The organism is Paenibacillus sp. MAH-35 (assembly GCF_058135425.1).
The window spans coordinates 26,136-49,425 of the sequence record NZ_JBYUPU010000043.1 but is presented as its reverse complement, the minus strand read 5'-3'; the positions used below and the strand labels follow the sequence as shown (position 1 = coordinate 49,425).

The 23,290-nt window shown below is 51.0% G+C and carries 29 protein-coding genes; all 29 read right to left on the bottom strand.

Translation table 11 applies throughout. From position 1 onward, the window contains the following. Positions 1 to 13 precede the first annotated feature (13 nt). Positions 14 to 1,321 (bottom strand): preprotein translocase subunit SecY, encoded by a 1,308-nt coding sequence (gene secY / locus AC3Y2E_RS29010; protein WP_190931904.1) that lies wholly within the window; start codon positions 1,319 to 1,321, stop codon positions 14 to 16. Next, positions 1,321 to 1,761, bottom strand: coding sequence for a 50S ribosomal protein L15 (rplO, locus tag AC3Y2E_RS29005; RefSeq protein WP_190931903.1), 441 nt, complete (start codon positions 1,759 to 1,761; stop codon positions 1,321 to 1,323). Before rplO ends, secY begins: the two co-directional genes overlap by 1 nt. Positions 1,762 to 1,816: 55 nt before the next feature. Continuing rightward, on the bottom strand, positions 1,817 to 1,999 hold the full coding sequence (gene rpmD, locus AC3Y2E_RS29000; protein ID WP_190931902.1) for a 50S ribosomal protein L30: 183 nt from the start codon (positions 1,997 to 1,999) through the stop codon (positions 1,817 to 1,819). A gap of 13 nt (positions 2,000 to 2,012) precedes the next feature. Continuing rightward, complete coding sequence (gene rpsE, locus AC3Y2E_RS28995; RefSeq protein WP_190931901.1) at positions 2,013 to 2,510, bottom strand: 30S ribosomal protein S5; 498 nt, start codon at positions 2,508 to 2,510, stop codon at positions 2,013 to 2,015. Between the two features lie 29 nt (positions 2,511 to 2,539). Continuing rightward, positions 2,540 to 2,908 carry a 50S ribosomal protein L18 gene (rplR, locus tag AC3Y2E_RS28990; RefSeq protein WP_379216703.1) on the bottom strand — a complete coding sequence of 123 codons (369 nt, stop codon included), beginning with the start codon at positions 2,906 to 2,908 and terminating at the stop codon, positions 2,540 to 2,542. A 62-nt stretch (positions 2,909 to 2,970) separates the two neighbouring features. Next, positions 2,971 to 3,513, bottom strand: coding sequence for a 50S ribosomal protein L6 (gene rplF, locus AC3Y2E_RS28985; protein ID WP_190931899.1), 543 nt, complete (start codon positions 3,511 to 3,513; stop codon positions 2,971 to 2,973). Positions 3,514 to 3,544: 31 nt separating this feature from the next. Next, the gene (rpsH, locus tag AC3Y2E_RS28980; protein ID WP_190931898.1) at positions 3,545 to 3,943 is read right to left on the bottom strand and encodes a 30S ribosomal protein S8; all 399 of its coding nucleotides are present in this window, start codon (positions 3,941 to 3,943) and stop codon (positions 3,545 to 3,547) included. 32 nt (positions 3,944 to 3,975) lie between these two features. After that, positions 3,976 to 4,161 (bottom strand): type Z 30S ribosomal protein S14, encoded by a 186-nt coding sequence (locus AC3Y2E_RS28975; protein WP_120751514.1) that lies wholly within the window; start codon positions 4,159 to 4,161, stop codon positions 3,976 to 3,978. Between the two features lie 35 nt (positions 4,162 to 4,196). Continuing rightward, positions 4,197 to 4,739 carry a 50S ribosomal protein L5 gene (rplE, locus tag AC3Y2E_RS28970; RefSeq protein ID WP_190931897.1) on the bottom strand — a complete coding sequence of 181 codons (543 nt, stop codon included), beginning with the start codon at positions 4,737 to 4,739 and terminating at the stop codon, positions 4,197 to 4,199. Positions 4,740 to 4,772: 33 nt separating this feature from the next. Next, complete coding sequence (gene rplX / locus AC3Y2E_RS28965; RefSeq protein ID WP_379216700.1) at positions 4,773 to 5,126, bottom strand: 50S ribosomal protein L24; 354 nt, start codon at positions 5,124 to 5,126, stop codon at positions 4,773 to 4,775. Positions 5,127 to 5,180: 54 nt separating this feature from the next. After that, positions 5,181 to 5,549, bottom strand: a complete 369-nt coding sequence (gene rplN / locus AC3Y2E_RS28960; protein ID WP_190931895.1) for a 50S ribosomal protein L14 — start codon at positions 5,547 to 5,549, stop codon at positions 5,181 to 5,183. Between the two features lie 37 nt (positions 5,550 to 5,586). Further along, positions 5,587 to 5,847 carry a 30S ribosomal protein S17 gene (gene rpsQ, locus AC3Y2E_RS28955; protein WP_190931894.1) on the bottom strand — a complete coding sequence of 87 codons (261 nt, stop codon included), beginning with the start codon at positions 5,845 to 5,847 and terminating at the stop codon, positions 5,587 to 5,589. Positions 5,848 to 5,871: 24 nt separating this feature from the next. Further along, positions 5,872 to 6,069 (bottom strand): 50S ribosomal protein L29, encoded by a 198-nt coding sequence (rpmC, locus tag AC3Y2E_RS28950; protein WP_190931926.1) that lies wholly within the window; start codon positions 6,067 to 6,069, stop codon positions 5,872 to 5,874. After that, the gene (gene rplP, locus AC3Y2E_RS28945; protein WP_190931893.1) at positions 6,056 to 6,493 is read right to left on the bottom strand and encodes a 50S ribosomal protein L16; all 438 of its coding nucleotides are present in this window, start codon (positions 6,491 to 6,493) and stop codon (positions 6,056 to 6,058) included. Before rplP ends, rpmC begins: the two co-directional genes overlap by 14 nt. A 2-nt stretch (positions 6,494 to 6,495) precedes the next feature. After that, entirely contained in the window at positions 6,496 to 7,158 is a 663-nt protein-coding gene (rpsC, locus tag AC3Y2E_RS28940; protein WP_190931892.1) for a 30S ribosomal protein S3, read from the bottom strand. A 13-nt stretch (positions 7,159 to 7,171) separates the two neighbouring features. After that, positions 7,172 to 7,504 carry a 50S ribosomal protein L22 gene (gene rplV / locus AC3Y2E_RS28935; protein ID WP_190931891.1) on the bottom strand — a complete coding sequence of 111 codons (333 nt, stop codon included), beginning with the start codon at positions 7,502 to 7,504 and terminating at the stop codon, positions 7,172 to 7,174. A gap of 35 nt (positions 7,505 to 7,539) precedes the next feature. Further along, the gene (rpsS, locus tag AC3Y2E_RS28930; protein WP_190931890.1) at positions 7,540 to 7,815 is read right to left on the bottom strand and encodes a 30S ribosomal protein S19; all 276 of its coding nucleotides are present in this window, start codon (positions 7,813 to 7,815) and stop codon (positions 7,540 to 7,542) included. Positions 7,816 to 7,855: 40 nt separating this feature from the next. Beyond that, positions 7,856 to 8,686 carry a 50S ribosomal protein L2 gene (rplB, locus tag AC3Y2E_RS28925; protein ID WP_379216694.1) on the bottom strand — a complete coding sequence of 277 codons (831 nt, stop codon included), beginning with the start codon at positions 8,684 to 8,686 and terminating at the stop codon, positions 7,856 to 7,858. Between the two features lie 26 nt (positions 8,687 to 8,712). Further along, a complete protein-coding gene (rplW, locus tag AC3Y2E_RS28920) occupies positions 8,713 to 9,003 on the bottom strand; it encodes a 50S ribosomal protein L23 (protein WP_190931888.1) in 291 nt (96 codons plus the stop codon). Further along, positions 9,003 to 9,626, bottom strand: coding sequence for a 50S ribosomal protein L4 (gene rplD, locus AC3Y2E_RS28915; protein WP_190931887.1), 624 nt, complete (start codon positions 9,624 to 9,626; stop codon positions 9,003 to 9,005). Before rplD ends, rplW begins: the two co-directional genes overlap by 1 nt. 24 nt (positions 9,627 to 9,650) lie before the next feature. Then, positions 9,651 to 10,277, bottom strand: coding sequence for a 50S ribosomal protein L3 (gene rplC, locus AC3Y2E_RS28910; RefSeq protein ID WP_190931886.1), 627 nt, complete (start codon positions 10,275 to 10,277; stop codon positions 9,651 to 9,653). A 32-nt stretch (positions 10,278 to 10,309) separates the two neighbouring features. Continuing rightward, positions 10,310 to 10,618: a 30S ribosomal protein S10 gene (gene rpsJ / locus AC3Y2E_RS28905; protein ID WP_006212922.1), complete on the bottom strand. Its 309-nt coding sequence runs from the start codon at positions 10,616 to 10,618 to the stop codon at positions 10,310 to 10,312. 372 nt (positions 10,619 to 10,990) lie between these two features. Next, a complete protein-coding gene (gene tuf, locus AC3Y2E_RS28900; protein ID WP_190931885.1) occupies positions 10,991 to 12,181 on the bottom strand; it encodes an elongation factor Tu in 1,191 nt (396 codons plus the stop codon). A 33-nt stretch (positions 12,182 to 12,214) separates the two neighbouring features. Then, entirely contained in the window at positions 12,215 to 14,287 is a 2,073-nt protein-coding gene (gene fusA / locus AC3Y2E_RS28895; protein WP_190931884.1) for an elongation factor G, read from the bottom strand. A 73-nt stretch (positions 14,288 to 14,360) separates the two neighbouring features. Then, entirely contained in the window at positions 14,361 to 14,831 is a 471-nt protein-coding gene (gene rpsG / locus AC3Y2E_RS28890) for a 30S ribosomal protein S7 (protein ID WP_190931883.1), read from the bottom strand. Positions 14,832 to 14,891: 60 nt separating this feature from the next. Further along, entirely contained in the window at positions 14,892 to 15,311 is a 420-nt protein-coding gene (gene rpsL / locus AC3Y2E_RS28885; RefSeq protein ID WP_190931882.1) for a 30S ribosomal protein S12, read from the bottom strand. 176 nt (positions 15,312 to 15,487) lie between these two features. After that, the gene (locus AC3Y2E_RS28880) at positions 15,488 to 15,739 is read right to left on the bottom strand and encodes a 50S ribosomal protein L7ae-like protein (RefSeq protein ID WP_190931881.1); all 252 of its coding nucleotides are present in this window, start codon (positions 15,737 to 15,739) and stop codon (positions 15,488 to 15,490) included. 94 nt (positions 15,740 to 15,833) lie between these two features. Beyond that, entirely contained in the window at positions 15,834 to 19,457 is a 3,624-nt protein-coding gene (gene rpoC, locus AC3Y2E_RS28875; RefSeq protein WP_379216688.1) for a DNA-directed RNA polymerase subunit beta', read from the bottom strand. Positions 19,458 to 19,504: 47 nt separating this feature from the next. Continuing rightward, positions 19,505 to 23,059, bottom strand: a complete 3,555-nt coding sequence (gene rpoB / locus AC3Y2E_RS28870; RefSeq protein ID WP_379216686.1) for a DNA-directed RNA polymerase subunit beta — start codon at positions 23,057 to 23,059, stop codon at positions 19,505 to 19,507. Between the last annotated feature and the right edge of the window lie 231 nt (positions 23,060 to 23,290).

Below are 23,290 nucleotides of genomic sequence, written 5' to 3'. Positions count from 1 at the left end.
CTTCCCTCATGCGTTATTTGTTGATGAACCCTTTGTAGTGGCGCTTAATCAGTTGGCTTTCGATCTGTTTCATCGTCTCCAGAGCAACGCCGACCACGATTAGCAGCGATGTACCGCCGATCGTAACTTGCTGAGGCAAGCCGGCCAGGTTGGTGAAGAACACCGGAAGGATCGAGATAACAGCCAGGAAGATCGCACCGGACAAAGTGATACGTGTCATGACACGCGTCAAGTAAGTCGCCGTCGTCTTACCAGGGCGGATGCCCGGGATATAGCCGCCGTTCTTCTTCATCTGCTCAGCCATTTGGACCGGATTGATTTGCACGAACGTGTAGAAGTACGTGAAACCGATAATCAACAGAACGTAAAGCACCATGCCCAAAGCGGCAGTGAACGCCAAGTTGTTGATAATCCAGTCGGCCACCACGTTACCGCGCCAGAACTGGGCGATCGTCGGAGGAAACACGAGCAAGGACGATGCGAAGATAACCGGGATAACACCGGCTGCGTTTACTTTGAGCGGAATGTGCGTCGATTGACCGCCGTACATTTTACGTCCCACAACGCGTTTCGTATATTGCACCGGAATTTTGCGTACGCCTTGCTGAACGAAGATGACACCAACGATGATCGCGACTACGACCAATACGATAATGACAACCTTCAGGATGTTCAGGAACAGGGCGCTGTCCGCAGACTCTGCAAACAAACGCAAGTAAATCATGTTGATTCCGTTCGGAATCGAAGCGATAATCCCGGCGAAAATAATAATCGAGATGCCGTTTCCGATACCATATTCGGTAATTTGCTCACCGAGCCACATTAAGAACGCGGTACCCGCGGTTAATACGATCGCGATAAGCAAATAAGTGGTGAAACCAGGATCAAGCACAAGCTGCATGCCGTACAGACGGTTAAATCCAAATGCAACGCTGTATGCCTGAATTAATCCAAGCACGATTGTGCCGTATCGAGTGATTTGCGCCAGCTTTTTCCTGCCCACTTCGCCTTCCTTCGCCCATTGGGCGAATCGTGGTACAACGTCCATCGACAGAAGCTGCACGATGATGGAAGACGTGATGTAAGGCATAATCCCGAGTGCGAAAATCGAGAACTGGAACAAAGCGCCACCGGAAAAAGTATTCAGCAAGCCGAATACGCCTCCGCTCGAAGATTGATCGATGCTCTTCAAGATATCCGCGTCGATGTTCGGTACCGGGATAAAAGCACCGATCCGGTACACGATCAAAACGAGAAGCGTGAATATAATTCTTCTTCTCAGATCTTGTACCTTCATGATGTTGGACAACGTCTTGAACATCAAATCACCTCGGTTTTACCGCCGGCAGCTTGGATCTTTTCGACGGCAGATTGAGAGAACTTATTCGCTTTTACTGTCAGTTGTACAGTAAGCTCGCCGTTACCCAAAATCTTGATACCGTCTTTCGGGTTCTTAACTACACCCGATTGCAAAAGCAGTTCCGGAGTAACTTCCGTTCCTGCGGAAAACTGGCTCAATTCATCCAGGTTTACAATCGCGTATTCCGTACGGAAGCGATTGTTGAAGCCGCGCTTCGGCAAACGGCGATACAGAGGGTTTTGTCCGCCCTCGAATCCTGGGCGAACGCCGCCGCCGGAGCGTGCGTTTTGACCTTTGTGACCTTTACCTGAAGTTTTTCCGTTTCCGCTTCCGATCCCGCGACCTACACGGTTGCGAGTTTTTTTCGAACCCGGTGCAGGTGTCAGTTCGTGTAACTTCATCGGTGCACCTCCTCAACATGTTGGTTAAAAAACAAACCGGACCGTAATGTCCGAATTATACTTCTTTGACTTCAACCAAGTGGCTGACTTGGTTGATCATGCCACGGATCGACGCCACATCGTTGTGTACGACCGTTTGGTGAAGCTTGCGCAAACCAAGCGTTCTAACAGTAACGCGTTGAGTCTCCGGGCGGCCGATCAAGCTGCGCTTGAGGGTAATTTGCAATTGCTTGGACATTCCGTTTCCCTCCTTAACCTAGAAGCTCTTCAACCGTTTTGCCGCGAAGCTTTGCGACTTCCTCAGCTCGCTTCAAACGTTGCAAACCTTCCAAAGTTGCATGAACCATATTAATGGAGTTGGAAGATCCGAGCGACTTTGTCAAAATGTCGCCGATGCCAGCCAGTTCCAATACGGCGCGAACCGGGCCACCAGCGATAACTCCTGTACCTTTCGATGCCGGCTTCAAGAGTACGCGGCCTGCTCCGAAATGACCGATAACTTGATGCGGGATCGTCGTGCCGACGATTGGAACGTGGATCAGGTTTTTCTTCGCGTCCTCGATGCCTTTGCGGATCGCGTCTGGTACTTCGCCTGCTTTACCGATGCCGGCGCCTACCCAACCGTTGCCGTCTCCAACGACGACGAGTGCGCTGAAGCTGAACCGACGACCGCCTTTAACGACCTTGGCAACGCGGTTCAGGTTAACCAACTTCTCTTTAAGGTCCAATGTATTGGGATCTACGCGCAAGTTTCTTACCTCCTTGTTAAAGATTTCGTTTAGAACTCAAGTCCCGCCTCGCGGGCTGCATCAGCAAGCGCCTGAACGCGTCCATGATACAAGTATCCGCCGCGGTCGAAAACTACGGTTTTGATACCTTTCGCTTTAGCTCGCTCAGCGACCAATTGGCCTACTTTCTGAGCTGCCTCGCTGTTGCCGCCGTTCGAGATTTGACCTTTCAATTCCTTATCTTGAGTCGATGCGGACGCGATCGTCACTCCAGTCACATCATCGATCAGCTGAGCGTACATGTGCTTGGAGGAACGGAAAATGTTCAAACGTGGACGACTTTGAGTGCCCTGAATTTTCTTACGTACACGAAGGTGTCTCTTCTGACGGGCTTTATTTTTATCGCCTTTTGTAATCATCGGGTGTTCACTCCTTCCCTTATGCCAAGAAGCTCATTCGGCTTCTTAGTGGATTATACGTCTTATTTCTTCTTACCAGCTTTACCTTCTTTGCGAAGGATCCGCTCGCCTTCGTACTTAATCCCTTTACCTTTGTAAGGCTCAGGCTCACGTACGGAACGAACTTTTGCAGCCGTTGCTCCTACGAGCTCCTTATCGATACCCTTCACGATAATTTTCGTGTTGGATGGAACATCGAACTCGATTCCGTTTTCCGGTACGATTTCAACCGGGTGGGAGTAACCTACGTTCAAGACCAGCTTCGTGCCGCTCTTGTTAGCGCGGTAACCGACGCCTACGAGGTCGAGTGTTTTGGAGTAACCTTCCGTTACGCCGCTCACCATGTTGAAAATGATGCTGCGGGTCGTACCGTGCAGAGAGCGGTGCAGTTTGTTGTCAGAAGGACGCTCCACGTTAATGACGCTGTCTTCTACAACAACTTTCATATCTTTATGCAGTTCACGGCTCAGCGTCCCTTTCGGGCCTTTAACCGTAATTAGTGTATTATCTAAAGAAACATTAACCCCTGATGGGATCGCAATGGGTTTACGACCAATACGAGACATTCATTGCACCTCCATTCTTACGCGATGTAAATTACCACACGTAGCAGATAACTTCCCCGCCGGACTTAGCCTGGCGAGCGTCTTTGTCGCTCATAACGCCTTTGGAAGTGGACAGGATGGCGATTCCGAGTCCGCCGAGAACCTTCGGCACTTCCTGGCTTTTCGCGTAAACACGCAATCCCGGTTTGCTGATGCGTTTCAGGCCGGTGATGACGCGTTCTTGATTCGGGCCGTATTTCAGGAAAATACGGATGATCCCTTGTTTGCTATCTTCGACATATTCAGCGTCGCGGATGAAGCCCTCTTTCTTCAAAATCTCGGCGATTTCCTTCTTGATTTTCGAAGCGGGCACTTCTACCGTTTCGTGACGTACGACATTTGCGTTGCGGATGCGTGTAAGCATATCTGCAATCGGATCTGACATAACCATAGTAGCGAACCTCCTTCCTAGAGACGGGTTTATTACCAGCTTGCTTTCTTCACGCCAGGAATTTGACCTTTATAAGCCAATTCACGGAAACAGATACGGCAAATTTTGAATTTGCGCAGTACGGAATGCGGCCGACCACAACGCTCGCAGCGCGTGTATGCCTGAACTTTGAACTTCGGTTTCCGCTGCTGCTTAATAATCATCGAAGTTTTTGCCACTGTTACACCTCCGAATTCTCTTCATATTTCCGTTCTTACTTCGTGAAAGGCATTCCGAGTTGTTCCAACAATTCGCGGGACTCTTCGTCCGACTTCGCAGTCGTTACGATAACGATGTCCATGCCGCGCACTTTATCCACTTTGTCATACTCGATTTCCGGGAACATCAGTTGTTCCTTAACGCCGAGCGTGTAGTTGCCGCGTCCGTCGAATGCTTTCGTCGATACGCCGCGGAAGTCACGTACACGTGGCAGTGCAATGTTGAACAACTTGTCGAGGAAATAGTACATCCGGTCGCCACGCAGCGTAACTTTAACGCCGATCGGCATGTTTTCACGAAGTTTGAAGCCCGCGATCGATTTTTTTGCACGAGTTACAACCGGCTTTTGACCTGCGATGATTTGCAAATCGTTTACTGCCGTGTCGATCACTTTGGAGTTGCTAACAGCGTCACCAACACCCATGTTAATTACAACCTTCTCGATCTTTGGAACTTGCATGACAGTCGTATAGTTAAACTTCTGCATCAAAGCAGGAGTTACTTCGTTCAAGAAACGGTCTTTCATTCTAGTTGCCATTGATGAGTGGACCTCCTTTCTAAGCCAAATGAATTAGTTGATCACTTCGCCCGATTTTTTTGCTACGCGCACTTTTTTGCCGTTATCCAGCACTTTGTACCCAACGCGAGTCGGCTCTCCGCTCTTCGGATCGAGCAGCATCACGTTCGAAACGTGAATTTTTGCTTCCTGGTTCAGGATGCCGCCTTGCGGGTTTTGCTGATTCGGCTTTTGATGCTTCTTCACCATGTTCACGCCTTCGACGAGAACGCGGTTTTCACGAGGATAAGCTGCGATAACGCGGCCTTTTTTACCTTTATCTTTACCGGTAATGACCATTACCGTATCGTCCTTTTTAACATGAAGCGTGTTGTTGTGGGACTCAAGTTGTTTTTTCGTTTTCGGCATTATTGTACACCTCCAATGGGAACCCCGATAATTCAGACTGGCTTACATCCGAAATTAAATAACTTCCGGCGCCAGCGAAACGATCTTCATAAAGTCTTTATCGCGAAGCTCACGAGCAACTGGTCCGAAAATACGGGTTCCGCGCGGGCTCTTGTCATCCTTAACGATTACAGCCGCATTTTCATCGAAACGAATATAGGAACCGTCTTTACGACGAGTGGAACGCTTCGTGCGTACGATAACCGCTTTGACTACGTCGCCTTTCTTGACAACGCCGCCTGGTGTTGCTTCTTTCACAGAGCAAATGATCAAATCCCCGATGCTGCCAACACGTCTGCCAGTACCGCCAAGAACACGAATGCACATCAGTTGTTTAGCGCCGGAGTTGTCGGCCGAGATCAGTCGAGTAAATGGTTGGATCATTTTGTATGCCCTCCTTTCAGCTGTGAGTTAAGTCCAATTACACGAGAACTGCTCTTTCAACGATTTTCACGAGTCTGTACCGCTTGTCTTTCGACAATGGACGAGTCTCCATGATCTCTACAGTATCGCCTATTTTAGCTTCGTTGTTTTCGTCGTGCGCCTTAAACTTTTTCGTATATTTGATACGCTTGTGGTACAAGCTGTGCTTCTTGTAAGTCTCAACGGCGACAACGATCGTTTTGTCCATTTTGTCGCTTACGACTTTGCCGATCTGCACTTTGCGTTCGTTGCGTTGCATCGAATGCCCTCCTCTCTAAATTCGTCAGCTGATCCCGAGTTCTCTTTGCCGTATCACGGTTTTCGCACGGGCAATTTCCTTGCGAAGCTCACGAAGTCGAACCGGGTTATCCAGTTGGCCCGTCGCCAATTGAAAACGGAGGTTAAACAGTTCTTCTTTGAATCCGGAAATTTTTTGCTCGATTTCAGCAGTGGTCAAGTTGCGAAATTCACTGGCTTTCATTTGCTTCACCACCCACTTCTTCTCTTTTCACAAACTTCGTCTTGATTGGGAGCTTGTGAGAAGCAAGACGCATTGCTTCGCGTGCGATTTCTTCACTCACCCCAGCCAGCTCAAACAAAATCTTGCCGGGTTTCACGACCGCTACCCACTTCTCCACATTACCTTTACCGCTACCCATCCGAACCTCAAGCGGCTTTTGCGTAATCGGCTTGGAAGGGAAAATTTTAATCCACACTTTACCGCCCCGTTTGATATAACGGGTCATTGCGATACGTGCAGCTTCGATTTGACGGTTGGTGACCCAAGCCGGTTCGAGCGCCTGCAGTCCGTATTCGCCAAACGCAACCTCAGTGCCGCCCTTTGCGCGACCCTTCATGCTTCCGCGTTGTTCTTTGCGGTGCTTGACACGTTTAGGCAACAACATGATTAGTTTCCTCCTTCCTGGACATCCTTTTTCTTCGCTGTTGGAAGAACTTCACCACGGTAGATCCACACTTTCACGCCGATCCGTCCGTAAGTCGTATGAGCTTCCGCTGTACCGTAATCGATATCCGCACGCAGCGTGTGAAGAGGAACCGTACCTTCGCTGTAGCCTTCGCTCCGTGCAATCTCTGCACCGCCGAGACGACCGCTTACTCCAGTTTTGATTCCTTTCGCGCCGGCTCTCATCGTCCGTTGAATCGCTTGTTTCATTGCACGACGGAACGAAATGCGGCGTTCCAGCTGCTGGGCAATGCTTTCTGCGACCAGGATTGCGTCGAGTTCCGGATTTTTGATCTCCGCGATGTTAATGTGGACTTTTTTGCCCGACATTTTGGAGATATGGTTACGAATAACTTCGACTTCGGAGCCGCCTTTACCGATAACCATACCAGGCTTAGCAGTATGAATCGTAACGTTAACGCGATTAGCGGCACGCTCGATGTCGATATGGGAAACAGCCGAATCTTTCAGCTTGTTTTTCAGGTATTCACGAATTTTGACGTCTTCCATCAGCAGTGTGCCGAATTCTTTGTCGGCATACCACTTGGATTCCCAATCACGGATAACACCGATTCTTAACCCAACCGGGCTTACCTTTTGACCCACACGTATTCCCTCCTTATTTCTCAGATACCACCAAAGTAATGTGGCTGGTTCTTTTCAAGATTTTGAACGCGCGGCCTTGGGAACGCGGACGGATCCGCTTCAAGGTCGGCCCTTGGTTAACATAAGCTTCGCTAACAACCAGATTGTTAGCTTCGAGCGAATGATTGTGCTCGGCGTTTGCAATAGCCGAATTCAACAGCTTTTCCACGACCGGAGATGCGGAACGCGGCGTATTGCGCAAAATAGCGATCGCATCGCCTACTTGTTTGCCACGGATCAGGTCGATCACGAGACGAACTTTACGAGGAGCGATACGAATGTGATTTGCGTGTGCCTTTGCTTGCATAGGGAGTACCTCCTCTCAAAAAAAGGTGTATCTAATTACCGTTTGCCGGTTTTCTTGTCATCGTCGTGACCTTTGTACGTACGAGTTGGCGCGAATTCGCCAAGCTTGTGTCCGACCATGTCTTCGGTTACGTATACTGGCACATGCTTTCTGCCATCATAAACGGCAAATGTATGTCCAACGAATTGCGGGAAGATGGTGGAGCGGCGAGACCAGGTCTTAATGACTACTTTCTTGCCTTGGCCAATAGCCTCGACTTTCTTCATCAAGTGATCGTCCACAAAAGGTCCTTTTTTCAAACTGCGGCCCATTTACGAAATCCTCCTTTCATCCAACCTGCTAGATCCCGTCTTACTTCGTGCGGCGACGGACGATGTATTGGTTGGACGCTTTTTTCTTCTTGCGCGTTTTGTAACCGAGTGTAGGCTTGCCCCATGGGGACATTGGCGATTTGCGTCCGATTGGCGCGCGGCCTTCACCACCACCGTGAGGGTGATCAACCGGGTTCATAACGACCCCGCGTACTTCAGGGCGCTTGCCGAGCCAGCGATTACGTCCAGCTTTACCGATGTTGATCAGCTCGTGGTCTTCGTTACCAACGGAACCGATTGTAGCGCGGCAAACTTTCAAGATGCGGCGCATTTCACCGGAAGACAAACGAATCGTTGCATATTCGCCTTCTTTACCGAGCAATTGAGCTTCCGTACCGGCTGCGCGAACCATTTGCCCGCCTTTGCCTGGTCTCAGCTCGATGTTGTGAATAACGGAACCGACCGGAATGTTCTCCAGCGGGAGTGCATTACCGATTTTGATATCCGCATCCGGACCGGAAACGACCGTATCTCCGACTTTCAACCCTTTAGGAGCGATGATGTAACGCTTCTCACCGTCCGCATAGTTGATCAGTGCGATGTTCGCCGTACGGTTCGGATCGTACTCGATTGAAGCAACGCGTCCTGGTATTCCATCTTTGTTGCGTTTGAAATCGATGATCCGGTATTTACGTTTATGACCGCCACCTTGGTGACGAACCGTAATTTTACCTTGGTTGTTGCGACCGGCTTTGTTCATAAGCGGAGCAAGCAAAGACTTCTCCGGCTTAGACGCCGTAATCTCTTCGAAAGTAGAAACCGTCATCTCGCGTTTGGACGGAGTTGTCGGCTTAAACGATTTGATAGGCACTATGTTTCCCTCCTTACTTTACGAAATTAGACACTCTCAAAAAATTCCAACGGCTTGCTGTCTTTATCGAGCGATACGATCGCTTTTTTCCATTCCGACGTATAACCGTTGTAACGGCCGTAACGCTTCGGCTTGGCAGGAACGATCATCGTATTGACCTTCTCAACCTTCGTTTTGAAGATTTCTTGGATCGCGAGCTTAATCTCTGTCTTGTTCGCACGCTTGTCGACTTCGAACACGTACGTGTTGTTACCCATCAAGTCGCTGGATTTCTCAGAAATGATCGGGCGCTTGATAATATCGCGTGGGTTCTTCATTACGCAAGCACCTCCTCTACTTTCTGAATAGCTTCCTTCGTAATGATCAACTTGTCATGAGCAAGAACGTCAAGCACGCTGATTCCGTCTGCGGAAACGAATTTCACGCCTGGGATGTTGCGTGTGGACAATGCCACGTTGTCATCGTAGCTGCCGGTAACAACCAGAGCTTTGCGCTCCACTTTCAGGTTGTTCAGGATCGCTGCGAATTCTTTCGTCTTCGGTTGTGCCAAAGACAATTGATCAAGCACGATGATTTCACTGTCAATCACTTTTGCGGAGAGCACGGATTTGATCGCAAGACGACGAACTTTTCTCGGCAGTTTGAAACCGTAGCTCCGAGGTGTAGGTCCGAATACGACGCCGCCGCCTTTCCATTGCGGAGAACGGATGCTTCCTTGACGAGCGCGCCCTGTTCCTTTTTGTTTCCAAGGTTTACGGCCGCCGCCACGCACTTCCGAACGCCCTTTGGTCTTGTGCGTACCGAGACGCTGGGACGCTTGTTGCAGAACGACTGCAGAATGAACGACGTGCTTGTTCGGCTCGATTCCGAAAACGGATTCCGCAAGCTCCACTTCGCCCACCTGCGCACCACTCACGTTATACAGTGCTACTTTTGGCATGTGTGTTCCTCCTTTCTCGCTACCTTACTGCTTTATAGTCGCTTTTACGCTGACGTAGCTGTTTCTAGGTCCCGGAATGGAGCCTTTCACCAGAATCACGTTGCGCTCTGTGTCGACCTTAACAACTTGCAATTTTTGAATCGTAATCGTTTCGTTGCCCATGCGGCCGGCATTTTTCTTACCCTTCGGTACTTTGTTACTAGTACGGGCGATGGCAAGAGAACCTGCACCACGATGATATTTGGAGCCGTGAGACATCGGTCCGCGGGAGAAGCCCCAACGTTTGATCGCACCGGCTGTTCCTTTACCTTTGGAAGTACCTGTCACGTCAACATATTCGCCTTCGGCGAAAAGATCTGCTTTGAGCTCCTGGCCAACTTCGTACTCGCCAAGGTTTACTCCGCGAATCTCTTTAATGTAGCGCTTAGGTGCGGCATTGGCTTTCTTAGCATGGCCAATCGCAGGTTTTGTTGCGTTCTTTTCTTTTTTGTCGTCGAAGCCGATTTGGATCGCTTCGTATCCGTCGTTATCTTGGTCTTTCTTCTGAAGAACGACGCATGGACCCGCTTGGATTACTGTTACAGGAATTACTGTACCGTCAGCGGCGAACACCTGAGTCATACCCAGTTTTTTTCCTAAGATACCCTTCATGTTGACACCTCATTTCTTTTGCGTTTAATTCCTTACAGCTTGATTTCGATATCTACACCAGATGGCAGATCCAGGCGCATCAAAGCATCGACCGTTTGCGGAGTCGGATTCACGATGTCGATCAGACGCTTGTGTGTGCGCATTTCGAACTGCTCTCTGGAATCCTTGTACTTGTGCACCGCGCGCAAAATCGTAATGATTTGCTTCTCAGTCGGCAACGGAATCGGACCAGATACACCTGCACCGGAACGTTTCGCCGTTTCGACGATTTTCTCTGCGGATTGATCGAGCACTCTGTGATCGTATGCCTTCAAGCGGATACGAATCTTTTGCTTTGCCATATTGTTCCCTCCTTTTATCGCCCAATTTGATTATCGGACATACTCCGCGAAAATCTCCTGACCACCTACCATGGCAAAGGGGCCGGGTGTGTCAGCAACCTCTCGCATCATCGCAACGTCACAGACCAACGTTCACTATTATATAAAAAACCGGGACGGAAAGCAAGAAATTTTTCAAAGAATTTTCACGACGCCAATTCAGTCCTCTTGGAAGCCCAAAATGGAACCTTGTTCATGAAATCGTTCTTGCCTTTTCTGGAGCAAAAAAGCAAAAAAAGCCCCTGACGAAATCGTCAGGGACTGTTTCTTCTATTATATAGCGTCTCCGTAAAAGAGCCGCCTTCAGCTTTGCGGGCGAACGCCCACAGCAGCTTACTTCGTGATTGTTACAACAGCGCCTGATCCAACTGTACGTCCACCTTCGCGGATCGAGAAGCGAGTACCTTCTTCGATAGCGATTGAGGAGATCAGTTCAACCGTAACTTCGATGTTGTCGCCTGGCATAACCATCTCTGTACCTTCTGGCAGGTTGATGATGCCTGTAACGTCAGTTGTACGGAAGTAGAACTGTGGACGGTAGCCTGTGAAGAAAGGCTTATGACGGCCACCCTCTTCTTTGGTCAGAACGTAAATTTGTGCAGTGAAGTTCATATGAGGCTTAACCGAACCCGGTTTAGCCAGAACTTGTCCACGCTCGATGTCTTTACGCTCTACGCCGCGGAGCAATGCGCCGATGTTGTCGCCCGCTTGAGCGGAATCGAGCAACTTACGGAACATTTCAACGCCAGTAACGATGGATTTGCGAGTTTCTTCAGCAAGACCAACGATTTCGATCTCGTCGCCGACTTTGACAACGCCGCGCTCTACGCGTCCGGTAGCAACTGTACCGCGACCCGTGATCGTGAACACGTCCTCGACAGGCATCAAGAAAGGCTTGTCAGTGTCACGAGTTGGTTCTGGGATGTAGCTGTCAACATGCTCGAACAGCTCAACGATTTTGTTAGCCCACTCGCCATCCGGGTTTTGCAGAGCTTCACGAGCGGAACCACGGATGATTGGAGTGTCGTCGCCTGGGAACTCATACTCGTTCAGAAGGTCGCGAACTTCCATCTCAACAAGCTCAAGGAGCTCTTCGTCTTCAACCATGTCGCATTTGTTCAAGAATACGACGATGTAAGGAACGCCTACGTTACGGGACAACAGGATGTGCTCGCGAGTTTGCGGCATAGGGCCGTCAGCTGCGGATACAACCAGGATTGCGCCGTCCATTTGAGCAGCACCGGTGATCATGTTTTTAACATAGTCGGCGTGCCCTGGGCAGTCAACGTGTGCGTAGTGGCGGTTAGGAGTTTCGTACTCAACGTGGGACGTCGAGATCGTAATACCGCGCTCGCGCTCTTCTGGAGCTTTGTCGATTTGGTCGAATGCGAAGGCAGTTCCTCCGTATTTTTTCGCCAAAACCGTAGTAATTGCCGCCGTCAGCGTAGTTTTACCATGGTCAACGTGACCGATGGTACCGATGTTAACGTGCGGTTTGGTGCGTTCAAATTTCGCTTTTGCCATGACAACAATTCCTCCTCTAATAAGAGAGTATGATTATGCGCCCTTGTTCTTTGCAATAATTTCGTCTGCAATACTCTTAGGCACTTCTTCATAATGGGATATTTCCATCGAATAAACGCCGCGGCCTTGTGTACGCGAGCGAAGAGTCGTGGAGTAGCCGAACATTTCGGAGAGCGGCACTTTGGAGCGGATTACTTGTGCGCCTGCACGGGCATCCATACCTTCGATGCGGCCGCGGCGGGAGTTCAAGTCACCCATAACATCGCCCATGTACTCGTCCGGAACGGTAACTTCGACTTTCATAATCGGCTCTAGGATGGCCGGATTACATTTATCTTTCGCTGCTTTCAGAGCCATCGATCCTGCGATTTTAAACGCCATCTCACTGGAGTCGACATCGTGGTAAGATCCGTCTACGATAGTAGCTTTCAGATCCACGAGCGGATATCCGGCAAGTACGCCGTTTTTCATCGATTCTTCGATACCGGCCTGAACGGCAGGAACGTATTCTCTTGGTACTACGCCACCGACAATTTTGTTTTCGAAAACAAAACCCGTGCCTGGCTCAAGCGGTTCGAATTCGATCCATACGTGACCGTATTGACCGCGTCCGCCGGACTGACGCACGAACTTGCCTTCGACTCTCGCCGGGCTGCGGAATCTCTCGCGGTAAGCAACTTGCGGCTTACCCACGTTTGTTTCCACTTTAAATTCGCGAAGCATACGGTCAACGATAATCTCAAGGTGGAGCTCGCCCATACCCTGAATGATCGTTTGGCCCGTTTCTTCATCCGTAAAGTAACGGAAAGTCGGATCTTCTTCAGCCAGCTTGGAGAGAGCAACGCCCATCTTGTCCTGGTCGGCTTTCGTTTTCGGCTCGACGGCGATGGAGATAACCGGCTCCGGGAAGTTCATCGACTCCAGAATGACCGGGTGTTTCTCGTCGCAAAGCGTGTCGCCGGTAGTCGTATCTTTCAGACCTACCGCAGCCGCGATATCACCCGAGTATACCTCGCTGATTTCTTGACGGCTGTTGGCGTGCATCTGCAGAATACGTCCGATCCGCTCGCGCTTGCCTTTGGTAGCATTCAATACGTAAGAGCCGGATGCAAGAATACCGGAGTATACGCGGAAGAATGTCAATCTACCTACATAAGGGTCAGTCGCGATTTTGAACGCAAGCGCCGAGAACGGCTCATTGTCGCTCGATTTACGAATTACTTCCGAACCGTCTTCCAGCGTTCCGCGAATGTCTGGAACGTCGACCGGCGCCGGCAAGTAATCGATGACGGCATCCAACATCATTTGGATACCTTTGTTTTTGTAAGACGAACCGCAGAAGACAGGGAAGATTTTCACTTCACATACGCCTTTGCGTAGAGCCGCTTTGATTTCTTCGACGGAGATTTCTTCTCCCTCCAAGTACTTCATCGTAAGCTCTTCGTCCAACTCGGCAACTTTCTCAACAAGCTCGGTGCGAAGCTCGGCAACTTTCGGAAGGAATTCTGCCGGGATTTCTTCTTTTTCGAACTTGCCTTGATCGTCTTTAAACATGTAAGCGACTTGCTCGACCAGATCGATAACTCCGGCAAAGTCGGATTCCGCTCCAATCGGAAGCTGGATAGCTACAGCATTAGCACGCAAACGATCGCGCATTTGGCCAATAACGCCAAGGAAGTCGGCGCCGATGATATCCATCTTATTGACATACGCAACCCGCGGTACTCCATAGCGATCCGCTTGTCTCCAGACGGTCTCGGATTGGGGTTCAACGCCTTCTTTGGCACTGAATACGCCAACCGCTCCGTCAAGAACGCGCAGGGAACGTTCAACTTCAACCGTGAAGTCTACGTGTCCTGGCGTATCGATAATATTAACCCGGTGGTTTTTCCACTGGCAAGTCGTAGCGGCGGAAGTAATCGTAATTCCGCGCTCCTGCTCTTGCTCCATCCAGTCCATCGTCGCGGCACCTTCATGCACTTCGCCGATTTTGTGGGTACGGCCTGTAAAGAACAGAATCCGTTCAGTCGTGGTGGTTTTGCCGGCATCGATATGCGCCATGATCCCGATATTACGCGTCTTTTCTAAGGAGAACTCTCTTGCCATATAACCGTCTCCTTTCAAGATGTCCCTGGGCTGTATGTAGAAAGACTTCCTTCAAGAAGCCTTTCTCACATTCCTACCAGCGATAGTGTGCAAACGCTTTGTTGGCTTCCGCCATTTTGTGAGTGTCTTCGCGTTTTTTAACGGAAGCACCGGTGTTGTTGCTGGCGTCCAAAATTTCAGCCGCCAAACGCTCTTCCATCGTTTTCTCGCCGCGAAGACGCGAGTAGTGTACCAACCAGCGAAGACCAAGCGCTGTACGGCGCTCAGGCTTAACTTCGATCGGCACCTGATAGTTCGAGCCGCCGACGCGGCGAGCTTTTACTTCGAGTACAGGCATAATATTTTTGATAGCCTGCTCGAATACTTCCATAGGCTCTTTCCCGGAACGTTCCTTGATCAAATTGAACGAATTGTACAGAATCGTCTGAGCAACTCCGCGCTTTCCATCAATCATAATCCGGTTAATCAGTCGGGTAACGAGCTTGCTGCTGTAAATCGGATCCGGCAAAACATCTCTTTTCGGTACTGGACCTTTACGAGGCATAGTTATCCCCCTTTCTTGCGAGTTTCATCCAAGTAATCGGTCATAGTATGACCGTTAATCTTATTTCTTCACTTTTGGACGTTTCGTTCCGTATTTGGAACGGGCTTGTTTCCGGTTGTTTACGCCGGAAGTATCCAATGCGCCGCGCACGATGTGATAACGTACCCCTGGAAGGTCTTTAACCCGGCCTCCGCGAATGAGTACCACGCTGTGCTCTTGCAGGTTGTGCCCGATCCCCGGGATATAAGCCGTTACCTCGACGCGGTTGGTCAAGCGTACGCGGGCATATTTCCGCAGTGCAGAGTTCGGTTTTTTCGGCGTCATCGTGCCTACACGAGTGCAAACACCACGCTTTTGTGGAGCGCTGATATCGGTAGCTTCCCGCTTAAGAGCATTAAAGCCTCTTTGCAAAGCAGGGGACTTCGACTTGGTGATTTTAGCCGTGCGGCCTTTACGAACCAATTGATTGATAGTTGGCATGTCGCCACCTCCTTCCCATTTCTAAGACGTGCTAGCGTCGTCTTTATTCAAGTCCACAGATCCAGGTGGTTCGCGTATTGGCAAACGAAAAGTTTTTGCCGCCCGCCTTCAGCTGCTTCCAGCTTAAGCTGGCGGCAAAAACATGTTATGAGCTGCGATCTATCCGCAATGCTTCGTTATTCGTTCCCCGCTGCGGCCATCGCCGCACCCACTTCGATTCCGCAAGCTTTGCCAAGCTGCTTCATCGAATCGACATATGTCACTTGAACCCCCATCTTCTTGCAAAGGTTCACGATCTTGGCCGTAATTCTAGGATCTGCATCACTGGCGACAAACACTTCGGCAGCCATACCTTGCTCTACCATTTTTGTCGTTTGCTTCGTGCCTATCGCTATTTTCTCCGCCTGCTTAACTTTATCATAAGACATTGCGCATCCTCCAAAGGAACAGGAGTGAAAATGAGCATCCGACACACACTTTGCTAGTTTAGCACTTCGAAAAACACGTGTCAAGGACGAAAACTTAAGATTCGACTGCTACCGTTTCCTTCGTTTCTTCGCCCTCTGCTTCCTCTTCCTCATTCGGATCGATGACCCGAATGCTGCGGTAACGGTTCATTCCCGTACCGGCCGGAATGAGTTTCCCAATAATGACGTTTTCCTTCAGACCGAGCAACTGATCCACTTTGCCTTTGATTGCCGCATCGGTCAGGACACGGGTCGTCTCTTGGAAAGAAGCGGCTGACAAGAACGAATCCGTCTCCAGCGACGCCTTTGTAATCCCGAGAAGTACCGGTTTGGCAACCGCCGGCTCCTCACCAGACAACAACACTTGGCGGTTCGCTTCCTCGTACTCGTGCATATCTACGAATGCACCCGGGAGCAGGACGGTATTACCGCTGTCCACGATGCGAATCTTCCTCAGCATCTGACGGATCATAACTTCGATATGCTTGTCGTTAATCTCAACGCCCTGGTTCCGGTAAACGCGCTGAACTTCTTGCAAAATGTAGTTTTGAACGCCGCGAATGCCTTTGATTCGCAGCATTTCTTTCGGGTCGATCGAACCGTCGGTCAGCTCGTCGCCTGCCTCTACCTGGTGCCCTACCGCTACGCGGATACGGGAACCGTAGGTGACGGCGTACGTCTTCGACTCGGCTTCGCCTTCGATCTCGATCTCGCGGCGGTCCTTGCCCTCACGAATATCTTTAACTTTACCGTCGATTTCGGAGATCGTCGCCTGCCCTTTCGGGTTACGCGCTTCGAAGAGCTCCTGGATACGCGGCAAACCTTGCGTAATATCGTCTCCGGCAACGCCCCCGGTATGGAACGTACGCATCGTGAGCTGGGTTCCCGGCTCTCCGATCGATTGCGCCGCGATAATACCGACCGCTTCGCCGATCTCTACATGCGTACCTGTCGCCAGGTTACGGCCATAGCACTTCTTGCAGACGCCATGACGCGATCGGCAGCTCAGCACGGAACGGATTTGCAGCTTTTTGATTCCGGCATCGATAATCGCATCCGCAATTTTCGACTCGATCAGTTCGTTACGTCCAACAATCAATTCGCCCGTTTGAGGATGACGAATCGTTTCGAACGAATAACGTCCTTCGATCCGGTCGAACAGATCCTCGATTACTTCCTTACCGTCCTGAATCCGGCTGACGACAAACCCTTTATCGGTTCCGCAGTCGTCTTCACGGACAATGACGTCTTGAGCGACGTCTACGAGTCGGCGGGTCAAGTAGCCCGAGTCCGCCGTACGGAGCGCGGTATCCGCCAAACCTTTACGAGCACCGTGTGTGGAGATAAAGTACTCCAATACAGTCAGGCCTTCACGGAAGTTCGATTTGATCGGCAGCTCGTAAATCCGTCCGGATGGCGTAGCCATCAGACCCCGCATGCCGCCCAGCTGGGTAATCTGCGATTTGTTACCGCGCGCTTTCGATTCGACCATCATGTTGATCGAATTGAACTTTTCGAGCGATTTCATGAGGACGTCGGTAATCCGGTCCTTCGCTTGGCCCCAGATGTCGATAATTTTGGCGTAGCGCTCGTCGTCGGTAATGAGACCGCGACGGTATTGCTGCATAACGACTTTTACTTTTTCTTCGGATTCCCTCAGGACAACTTCTTTCTCCTGCGGGACGATTACATCCGAGACAGCAACAGTAATCCCTGCGCGCGTCGAATACGTAAAACCGTTTTGCTTGATTTTATCCAAAATAACGGACGTCTCCATCGTATGGTAACGACGGAAGCATTCTCCGATAATCGCTCCGAGGTAGTCTTTGCCCACTGCGCCGCGCGATGGCAATCCCCGAAGGATTTCCTGTACATTGGCGCCTTTTTCGGAAATGAAATACTCGTCCGGCGTACCGTTGAACAAATTCGCCTTCGTCGCTTCATTAATATACGGGAAGTCGGCCGGGAAAATTTCATTGAAGATGATTTTCCCTACCGTCGTAACAATAAGCGAATTTTGCTGTTTTTCGGTAAAGCTCGTTTTGCCGAGCGCTCTAGCCGGTATAGCTACGCGCGAGTGCAAGGTAGCGGCTCCGCGATGATACGACGACACAGCTTCATGAACGTTGCGGAAAATCGTACCCGATCCCGGAGCTTCCACATTATCCATAGTCAAATAGAAGCTTCCGAGTACCATATCCTGCGACGGCGTCACGACCGGCTTGCCGTCTTTCGGGTTCAGGATGTTGCCGGATGCCAGCATCAGGATGCGGGCTTCCGCCTGAGCCTCGGCAGACAACGGAACGTGTACGGCCATCTGGTCACCGTCGAAGTCGGCGTTGTAAGCCGTACATACGAGCGGATGAAGCTTGATCGCGCGACCTTCTACGAGAATCGGCTCGAACGCCTGAATCCCGAGACGGTGAAGCGTAGGGGCACGGTTCAGCAGAACCGGATGCTCCTTGATGACTTCTTCAAGCACGTCCCATACTTCGGGACTGATGCGCTCCACTTTACGCTTCGCGCTCTTGATGTTATGGGCAAGCCCTTTATTAACCAGTTCTTTCATGACGAAAGGTTTAAACAGCTCAAGCGCCATTTCCTTCGGAAGTCCGCACTGGTACATCTTCAGGCTCGGTCCTACGACGATAACCGAACGTCCGGAATAGTCAACGCGCTTCCCGAGCAGGTTTTGGCGGAAACGTCCTTGCTTCCCTTTCAGCATGTGGCTGAGCGACTTCAGAGGGCGATTACCCGGTCCAGTGACCGGACGACCGCGGCGGCCGTTATCGATCAGCGCGTCCACTGCTTCTTGAAGCATCCTTTTCTCGTTCTGCACGATAATGTCCGGCGCCCCGAGATCGAGCAGCCGCTTCAACCGGTTGTTCCGGTTAATAACGCGGCGGTACAAGTCGTTCAGGTCAGACGTCGCAAAACGTCCGCCGTCCAGCTGTACCATAGGACGAAGCTCCGGCGGGATGACTGGAAGCACATCCAGTACCATCCACTCCGGCTCGTTACCCGAATTCCGGAACGCCTCCATGACTTCAAGACGCTTGATTGCACGGTTACGGCGCTGGCCTTGGGCCGTACGAAGCTCTTCCTTTAGTTGATCGACTTCTTTATCGATATCGATATCCTGCAGCAGCTTCTTGACCGCTTCCGCACCCATTCCCGCCTGGAAGGCATACCCGTACTTTTCGCGGTAGCTGCGGTATTCCTTCTCGGACAACAGCTGCTTTTTCTCAAGCGGCGTGTCGCCCGGATCGGTTACCACATAGGATGCGAAGTAGATAATCTCTTCGAGTGAACGGGGAGACATATCGAGCGCAAGCCCCATACGGCTCGGAATTCCTTTAAAGTACCAAATATGCGAAACCGGAGCAGCCAGCTCGATATGGCCCATACGCTCGCGGCGCACTTTAGCGCGGGTCACTTCGACGCCGCAGCGGTCGCAGACGACGCCTTTGTAACGGACACGCTTGTACTTGCCGCAATGACATTCCCAGTCTTTGGTCGGTCCGAAAATTTTCTCGCAGAACAAACCTTCTTTCTCCGGTTTGAGCGTACGATAGTTGATTGTTTCCGGTTTTTTAACTTCCCCTCGGGACCAGGAACGGATTTTATCGGGCGAAGCAAGGCCGATCTTCATGTACTCAAAATTGTTTACATCCAACAAGGAGCAACCCTCCTCTAGTGTGTGCTGCTATCGCGCCATCCGCACGATTATTCCATGCCGACTTCGGTGCCTTCCAAGTTGAGATTGAGCTTGTCGCCGGACACATCGTCCTCGTCGTCCAGTTCCTTCATCTCGATTTCTTCTTCGTTCTCCGACAAAATCTTGACGTCCATACCCAAGCTTTGCAGCTCTTTGATCAAAACTTTGAACGACTCCGGAACACCCGGTTCAGGTACGTTTTCGCCTTTGACGATCGACTCGTACGTTTTGACACGTCCGACGACGTCATCGGATTTGACTGTCAATATCTCTTGCAGCGTATAAGCTGCGCCGTATGCTTCAAGCGCCCAAACTTCCATCTCCCCGAAACGCTGGCCGCCGAACTGGGCTTTACCGCCGAGAGGCTGCTGGGTAACGAGCGAGTATGGTCCGGTGGAACGGGCATGGATCTTATCGTCGACCATGTGCGCCAGCTTGATCATGTACATGACGCCGACTGTTACTTCACGCTCGAACGGCTCGCCTGTGCGTCCATCGTACAAAATCGTCTTGCCGTTGCGCTGCATGCCGGCTTCTTCCATCGTATCGAACACGTCATACTCGCGCGCTCCGTCGAATACCGGAGTGGCAGTATGAATACCAAGCCGCAGCGAGGCCATGCCAAGATGCACTTCAAGCACCTGACCGATATTCATCCGCGACGGAACCCCAAGCGGGTTCAGCACGACTTGTACCGGCGTACCGTCCGGCAGGAACGGCATATCCTCTTCCGGCAAAATGCGGGCGATAACCCCTTTGTTGCCGTGACGGCCTGCCATTTTGTCGCCTTCGGATATTTTACGTTTTTGGGCAATATAAACACGAACGAGCTGGTTAACGCCAGGAGGCAGTTCGTCACCGTTCTCCCGGGTAAATACTTTGACATCCACGACGATCCCGTCCGTACCGTGCGGTACTCGCAGCGACGTATCGCGGACTTCACGCGCTTTCTCGCCGAAAATCGCATGAAGCAAACGTTCTTCCGCTGTCAGCTCGGTAACGCCTTTTGGCGTAACTTTGCCGACGAGAATGTCTCCCGCGCTGATCTCGGCGCCTACGCGGATAATACCGCGCTCGTCAAGGTTGCGCAGAGCGTCTTCGCCCACGTTCGGAATATCGCGTGTAATTTCTTCAGGTCCAAGCTTCGTATCACGGGCTTCGGACTCGTATTCTTCAATGTGAATGGACGTATAGACGTCTTCCTTCACGAGCTTCTCGCTAAGCAGGATCGCATCCTCATAGTTGTAGCCTTCCCAAGTCATGAACGCTACGACGACGTTGCGGCCAAGAGCCAGTTCGCCCAGCTCGGTCGACGGACCGTCGGCCAGAATATCGCCGACTTTGACAGGCTGTCCTTTACGCACGATAGGACGCTGGTTAATGCAAGTCCCTTGGTTGGAACGGATAAACTTGTGCAGACGGTGCTTGATCAAGTCTCCCTCTACCATACGTCCGTCTACCACCTGACGGCGGCGCACCCAAACTTCGTTGGCGGATACGCGTTCTACATAACCGTCATGCTTGCTGACGACGCACACCCCGGAGTCTTTTGCACTTTTGTGCTCCATTCCGGTACCTACGAGAGGCGACTTTGGTATAAGAAGCGGAACCGCCTGCCGCTGCATGTTCGATCCCATGAGAGCACGGTTCGAGTCGTCGTTCTCCAGGAACGGAATAAGCGCGGTAGCGACTGAAACGACCTGCTTCGGAGATACGTCCATATAGTCGACACGTTCTTTTTGAAGAGTCAAAATATCGTCCTTGTAACGAACGATAACCGAATCATTCGTAAACGTTCCGTCCTCGTTCAGCTCGGCGTTCGCCTGAGCGATCACATAGTTGTCTTCCTCGTCGGCCGTCAAGTACGCGATCTGCTCAGTTACTTGACCGGTTTTCGGGTCGACCCAACGATATGGAGCTTCGATAAAGCCGTACTCGTTGATGCGGGCAAACGACGACAACGAGTTGATCAGACCGATGTTCGGTCCCTCCGGGGTCTCGATCGGACACATCCGTCCATAGTGGGAATGGTGAACGTCGCGGACTTCGAAGCCGGCGCGTTCCCGGGTCAGACCGCCAGGGCCGAGAGCGGACAGACGGCGCTTGTGCGTAAGTTCCGCAAGCGGGTTCGTCTGATCCATAAACTGCGACAGCTGCGAGCTGCCGAAAAACTCTTTAATCGATGCGATAACCGGACGAATGTTGATCAGCGCCTGAGGCGTGATGACGTTTGCGTCCTGAATCGACATCCGCTCGCGTACAACGCGTTCCATCCGGGACAAACCGATACGGAACTGATTTTGCAGCAGTTCCCCTACGGAACGCAGTCTACGGTTGCCGAGATGGTCGATATCGTCCGTGCTGCCAATGCCGTGCAGCAAGTTGATGAAATAGTTGATCGACGAAATAATATCCGCCGGCGTAATGTTCTTGACCGATTTATCGATGATCCCGTTGGAGATGACTTTGACGACTTTGCCATCTTCCACCGGCGAGTATACATTAATAGCCTGCATCGGGATACGGTCCGCATCCAGGACGCCGTTGCTGACGCCATACTCGATGAAGCCTACGTTTTTCTCCAGAAAAGGCAGCACTTCATCCAGCAGACGGCGGTCCAGCACCTGACCCGTTTCCGCAATAATCTCGCCCGTTTCCGGATTGACCAGCGTTTCCGCCAATCTTTGGTTGAACAGACGATTTTTGATGTGCAGCTTTTTATTGATCTTGTAGCGGCCGACGTTCGCCAGATCGTATCGCTTCGGATCGAAGAAGCGGGCGATCAGCAAGCTTTTGGCATTATCGAGCGTAGGCGGTTCGCCTGGGCGGAGCCGCTCGTAAATCTCGATCAACGCCTTCTCGGTCGTATCGGTATTGTCTTTATCCAGCGTATTGCGGATATACTCGTCATCTCCGAGCAGATCGATAATCTCTGCGTCAGTTCCGAATCCGAGTGCGCGAAGAAGCACGGTTACAGGAATTTTCCGCGTCCGGTCGATCCGTACGTAGATAATGTCCTTAGCGTCCGTCTCCAGCTCCAGCCAAGCTCCCCGGTTCGGTATAACGGTTGCGGTGTAACTTTTTTTGCCGTTTTTGTCGACTTTTGTGCTAAAATAAACACTGGGGGAACGAACGAGCTGACTGACGATAACCCGTTCGGCACCATTAATAATAAAGGTTCCGGTCTCGGTCATGAGCGGGAAATCGCCCATGAACACTTCCTGCTCCTTTACTTCTCCGGTCTCTTTATTGATTAAACGTACCTTGACGCGCAGCGGAGCTGCGTACGTGACATCACGTTCCTTTGAATCATCGACGGAATATTTCGGCTCTCCCAGGCTGTAATCGATAAATTCCAGCACCAAGTTACCCGTGAAATCCTGAATCGGCGAAATATCCTGGAACATTTCGCGCAAGCCTTCGTCCAAAAACCACTGGTACGATTTCTGCTGGATCTCGATCAGGTTCGGGACTTCCAGTACCTCGTTAATCCGCGCGTACGTTCTTCGCTCGCGACGTCCGTATTGAACAGTATGACCCGCCAACTTTCCTTCACCCCTCACATCGACTCAAAAAATACTGCAAACAAAAAAGAAGAAAAGCCTCGATTGGTTAGCCTTAACGAGGTTGTTCAAAAAGTCCACTTTTGATCACGAAGCAGATCAGGAAGCTTACTCGACATCGAATATTGAATTCAGCCGGAACTTCCGGTGCTCACGTAGCTCCCACTACGCTCCGCTCCTCATTTCCTAGCTTCATCCAATCTTCTCGGTGCTGAAAACCGGACTTTTTGA

Bases quoted from the DNA above. Each gene is read 5' to 3' on its own strand.
- rplD (WP_190931887.1), bottom strand. From the start codon at position 9,626: ATGCCAAAAGTAGCACTGTATAACGTGAGTGGTGCGCAGGTGGGCGAA.
- fusA (WP_190931884.1), bottom strand. From the start codon at position 14,287: ATGGCAAGAGAGTTCTCCTTAGAAAAGACGCGTAATATCGGGATCATG.
- rpmC (WP_190931926.1), bottom strand. From the start codon at position 6,069: ATGAAAGCCAGTGAATTTCGCAACTTGACCACTGCTGAAATCGAGCAA.
- rplF (WP_190931899.1), bottom strand. From the start codon at position 3,513: ATGTCTCGTATTGGTCGTAAACCCATTGCGATCCCATCAGGGGTTAAT.
- rplC (WP_190931886.1), bottom strand. From the start codon at position 10,277: ATGAAGGGTATCTTAGGAAAAAAACTGGGTATGACTCAGGTGTTCGCC.
- secY (WP_190931904.1), bottom strand. From the start codon at position 1,321: ATGTTCAAGACGTTGTCCAACATCATGAAGGTACAAGATCTGAGAAGA.
- rplE (WP_190931897.1), bottom strand. From the start codon at position 4,739: ATGGCAACTAGAATGAAAGACCGTTTCTTGAACGAAGTAACTCCTGCT.
- rpsQ (WP_190931894.1), bottom strand. From the start codon at position 5,847: ATGCAACGCAACGAACGCAAAGTGCAGATCGGCAAAGTCGTAAGCGAC.
- rpsJ (WP_006212922.1), bottom strand. From the start codon at position 10,618: ATGGCAAAGCAAAAGATTCGTATCCGCTTGAAGGCATACGATCACAGA.
- rpsS (WP_190931890.1), bottom strand. From the start codon at position 7,815: ATGGGCCGCAGTTTGAAAAAAGGACCTTTTGTGGACGATCACTTGATG.
- rpsH (WP_190931898.1), bottom strand. From the start codon at position 3,943: ATGGTTATGTCAGATCCGATTGCAGATATGCTTACACGCATCCGCAAC.
- AC3Y2E_RS28880 (WP_190931881.1), bottom strand. From the start codon at position 15,739: ATGTCTTATGATAAAGTTAAGCAGGCGGAGAAAATAGCGATAGGCACG.
- rplP (WP_190931893.1), bottom strand. From the start codon at position 6,493: ATGTTGTTGCCTAAACGTGTCAAGCACCGCAAAGAACAACGCGGAAGC.
- rplV (WP_190931891.1), bottom strand. From the start codon at position 7,504: ATGCAAGCAAAGGCACACGCAAATCACATTCGTATCGCTCCTCGTAAA.
- rplR (WP_379216703.1), bottom strand. From the start codon at position 2,908: ATGATTACAAAAGGCGATAAAAATAAAGCCCGTCAGAAGAGACACCTT.
- rplX (WP_379216700.1), bottom strand. From the start codon at position 5,126: ATGCCGAAAACGAAAAAACAACTTGAGTCCCACAACAACACGCTTCAT.
- rplO (WP_190931903.1), bottom strand. From the start codon at position 1,761: ATGAAGTTACACGAACTGACACCTGCACCGGGTTCGAAAAAAACTCGC.
- rplN (WP_190931895.1), bottom strand. From the start codon at position 5,549: ATGATCCAACCATTTACTCGACTGATCTCGGCCGACAACTCCGGCGCT.
- rpsG (WP_190931883.1), bottom strand. From the start codon at position 14,831: ATGCCTCGTAAAGGTCCAGTACCGAAAAGAGATGTTTTGCCGGATCCG.
- rpmD (WP_190931902.1), bottom strand. From the start codon at position 1,999: ATGTCCAAGCAATTGCAAATTACCCTCAAGCGCAGCTTGATCGGCCGC.
- rplW (WP_190931888.1), bottom strand. From the start codon at position 9,003: ATGAAGAACCCACGCGATATTATCAAGCGCCCGATCATTTCTGAGAAA.
- tuf (WP_190931885.1), bottom strand. From the start codon at position 12,181: ATGGCAAAAGCGAAATTTGAACGCACCAAACCGCACGTTAACATCGGT.
- rpsL (WP_190931882.1), bottom strand. From the start codon at position 15,311: ATGCCAACTATCAATCAATTGGTTCGTAAAGGCCGCACGGCTAAAATC.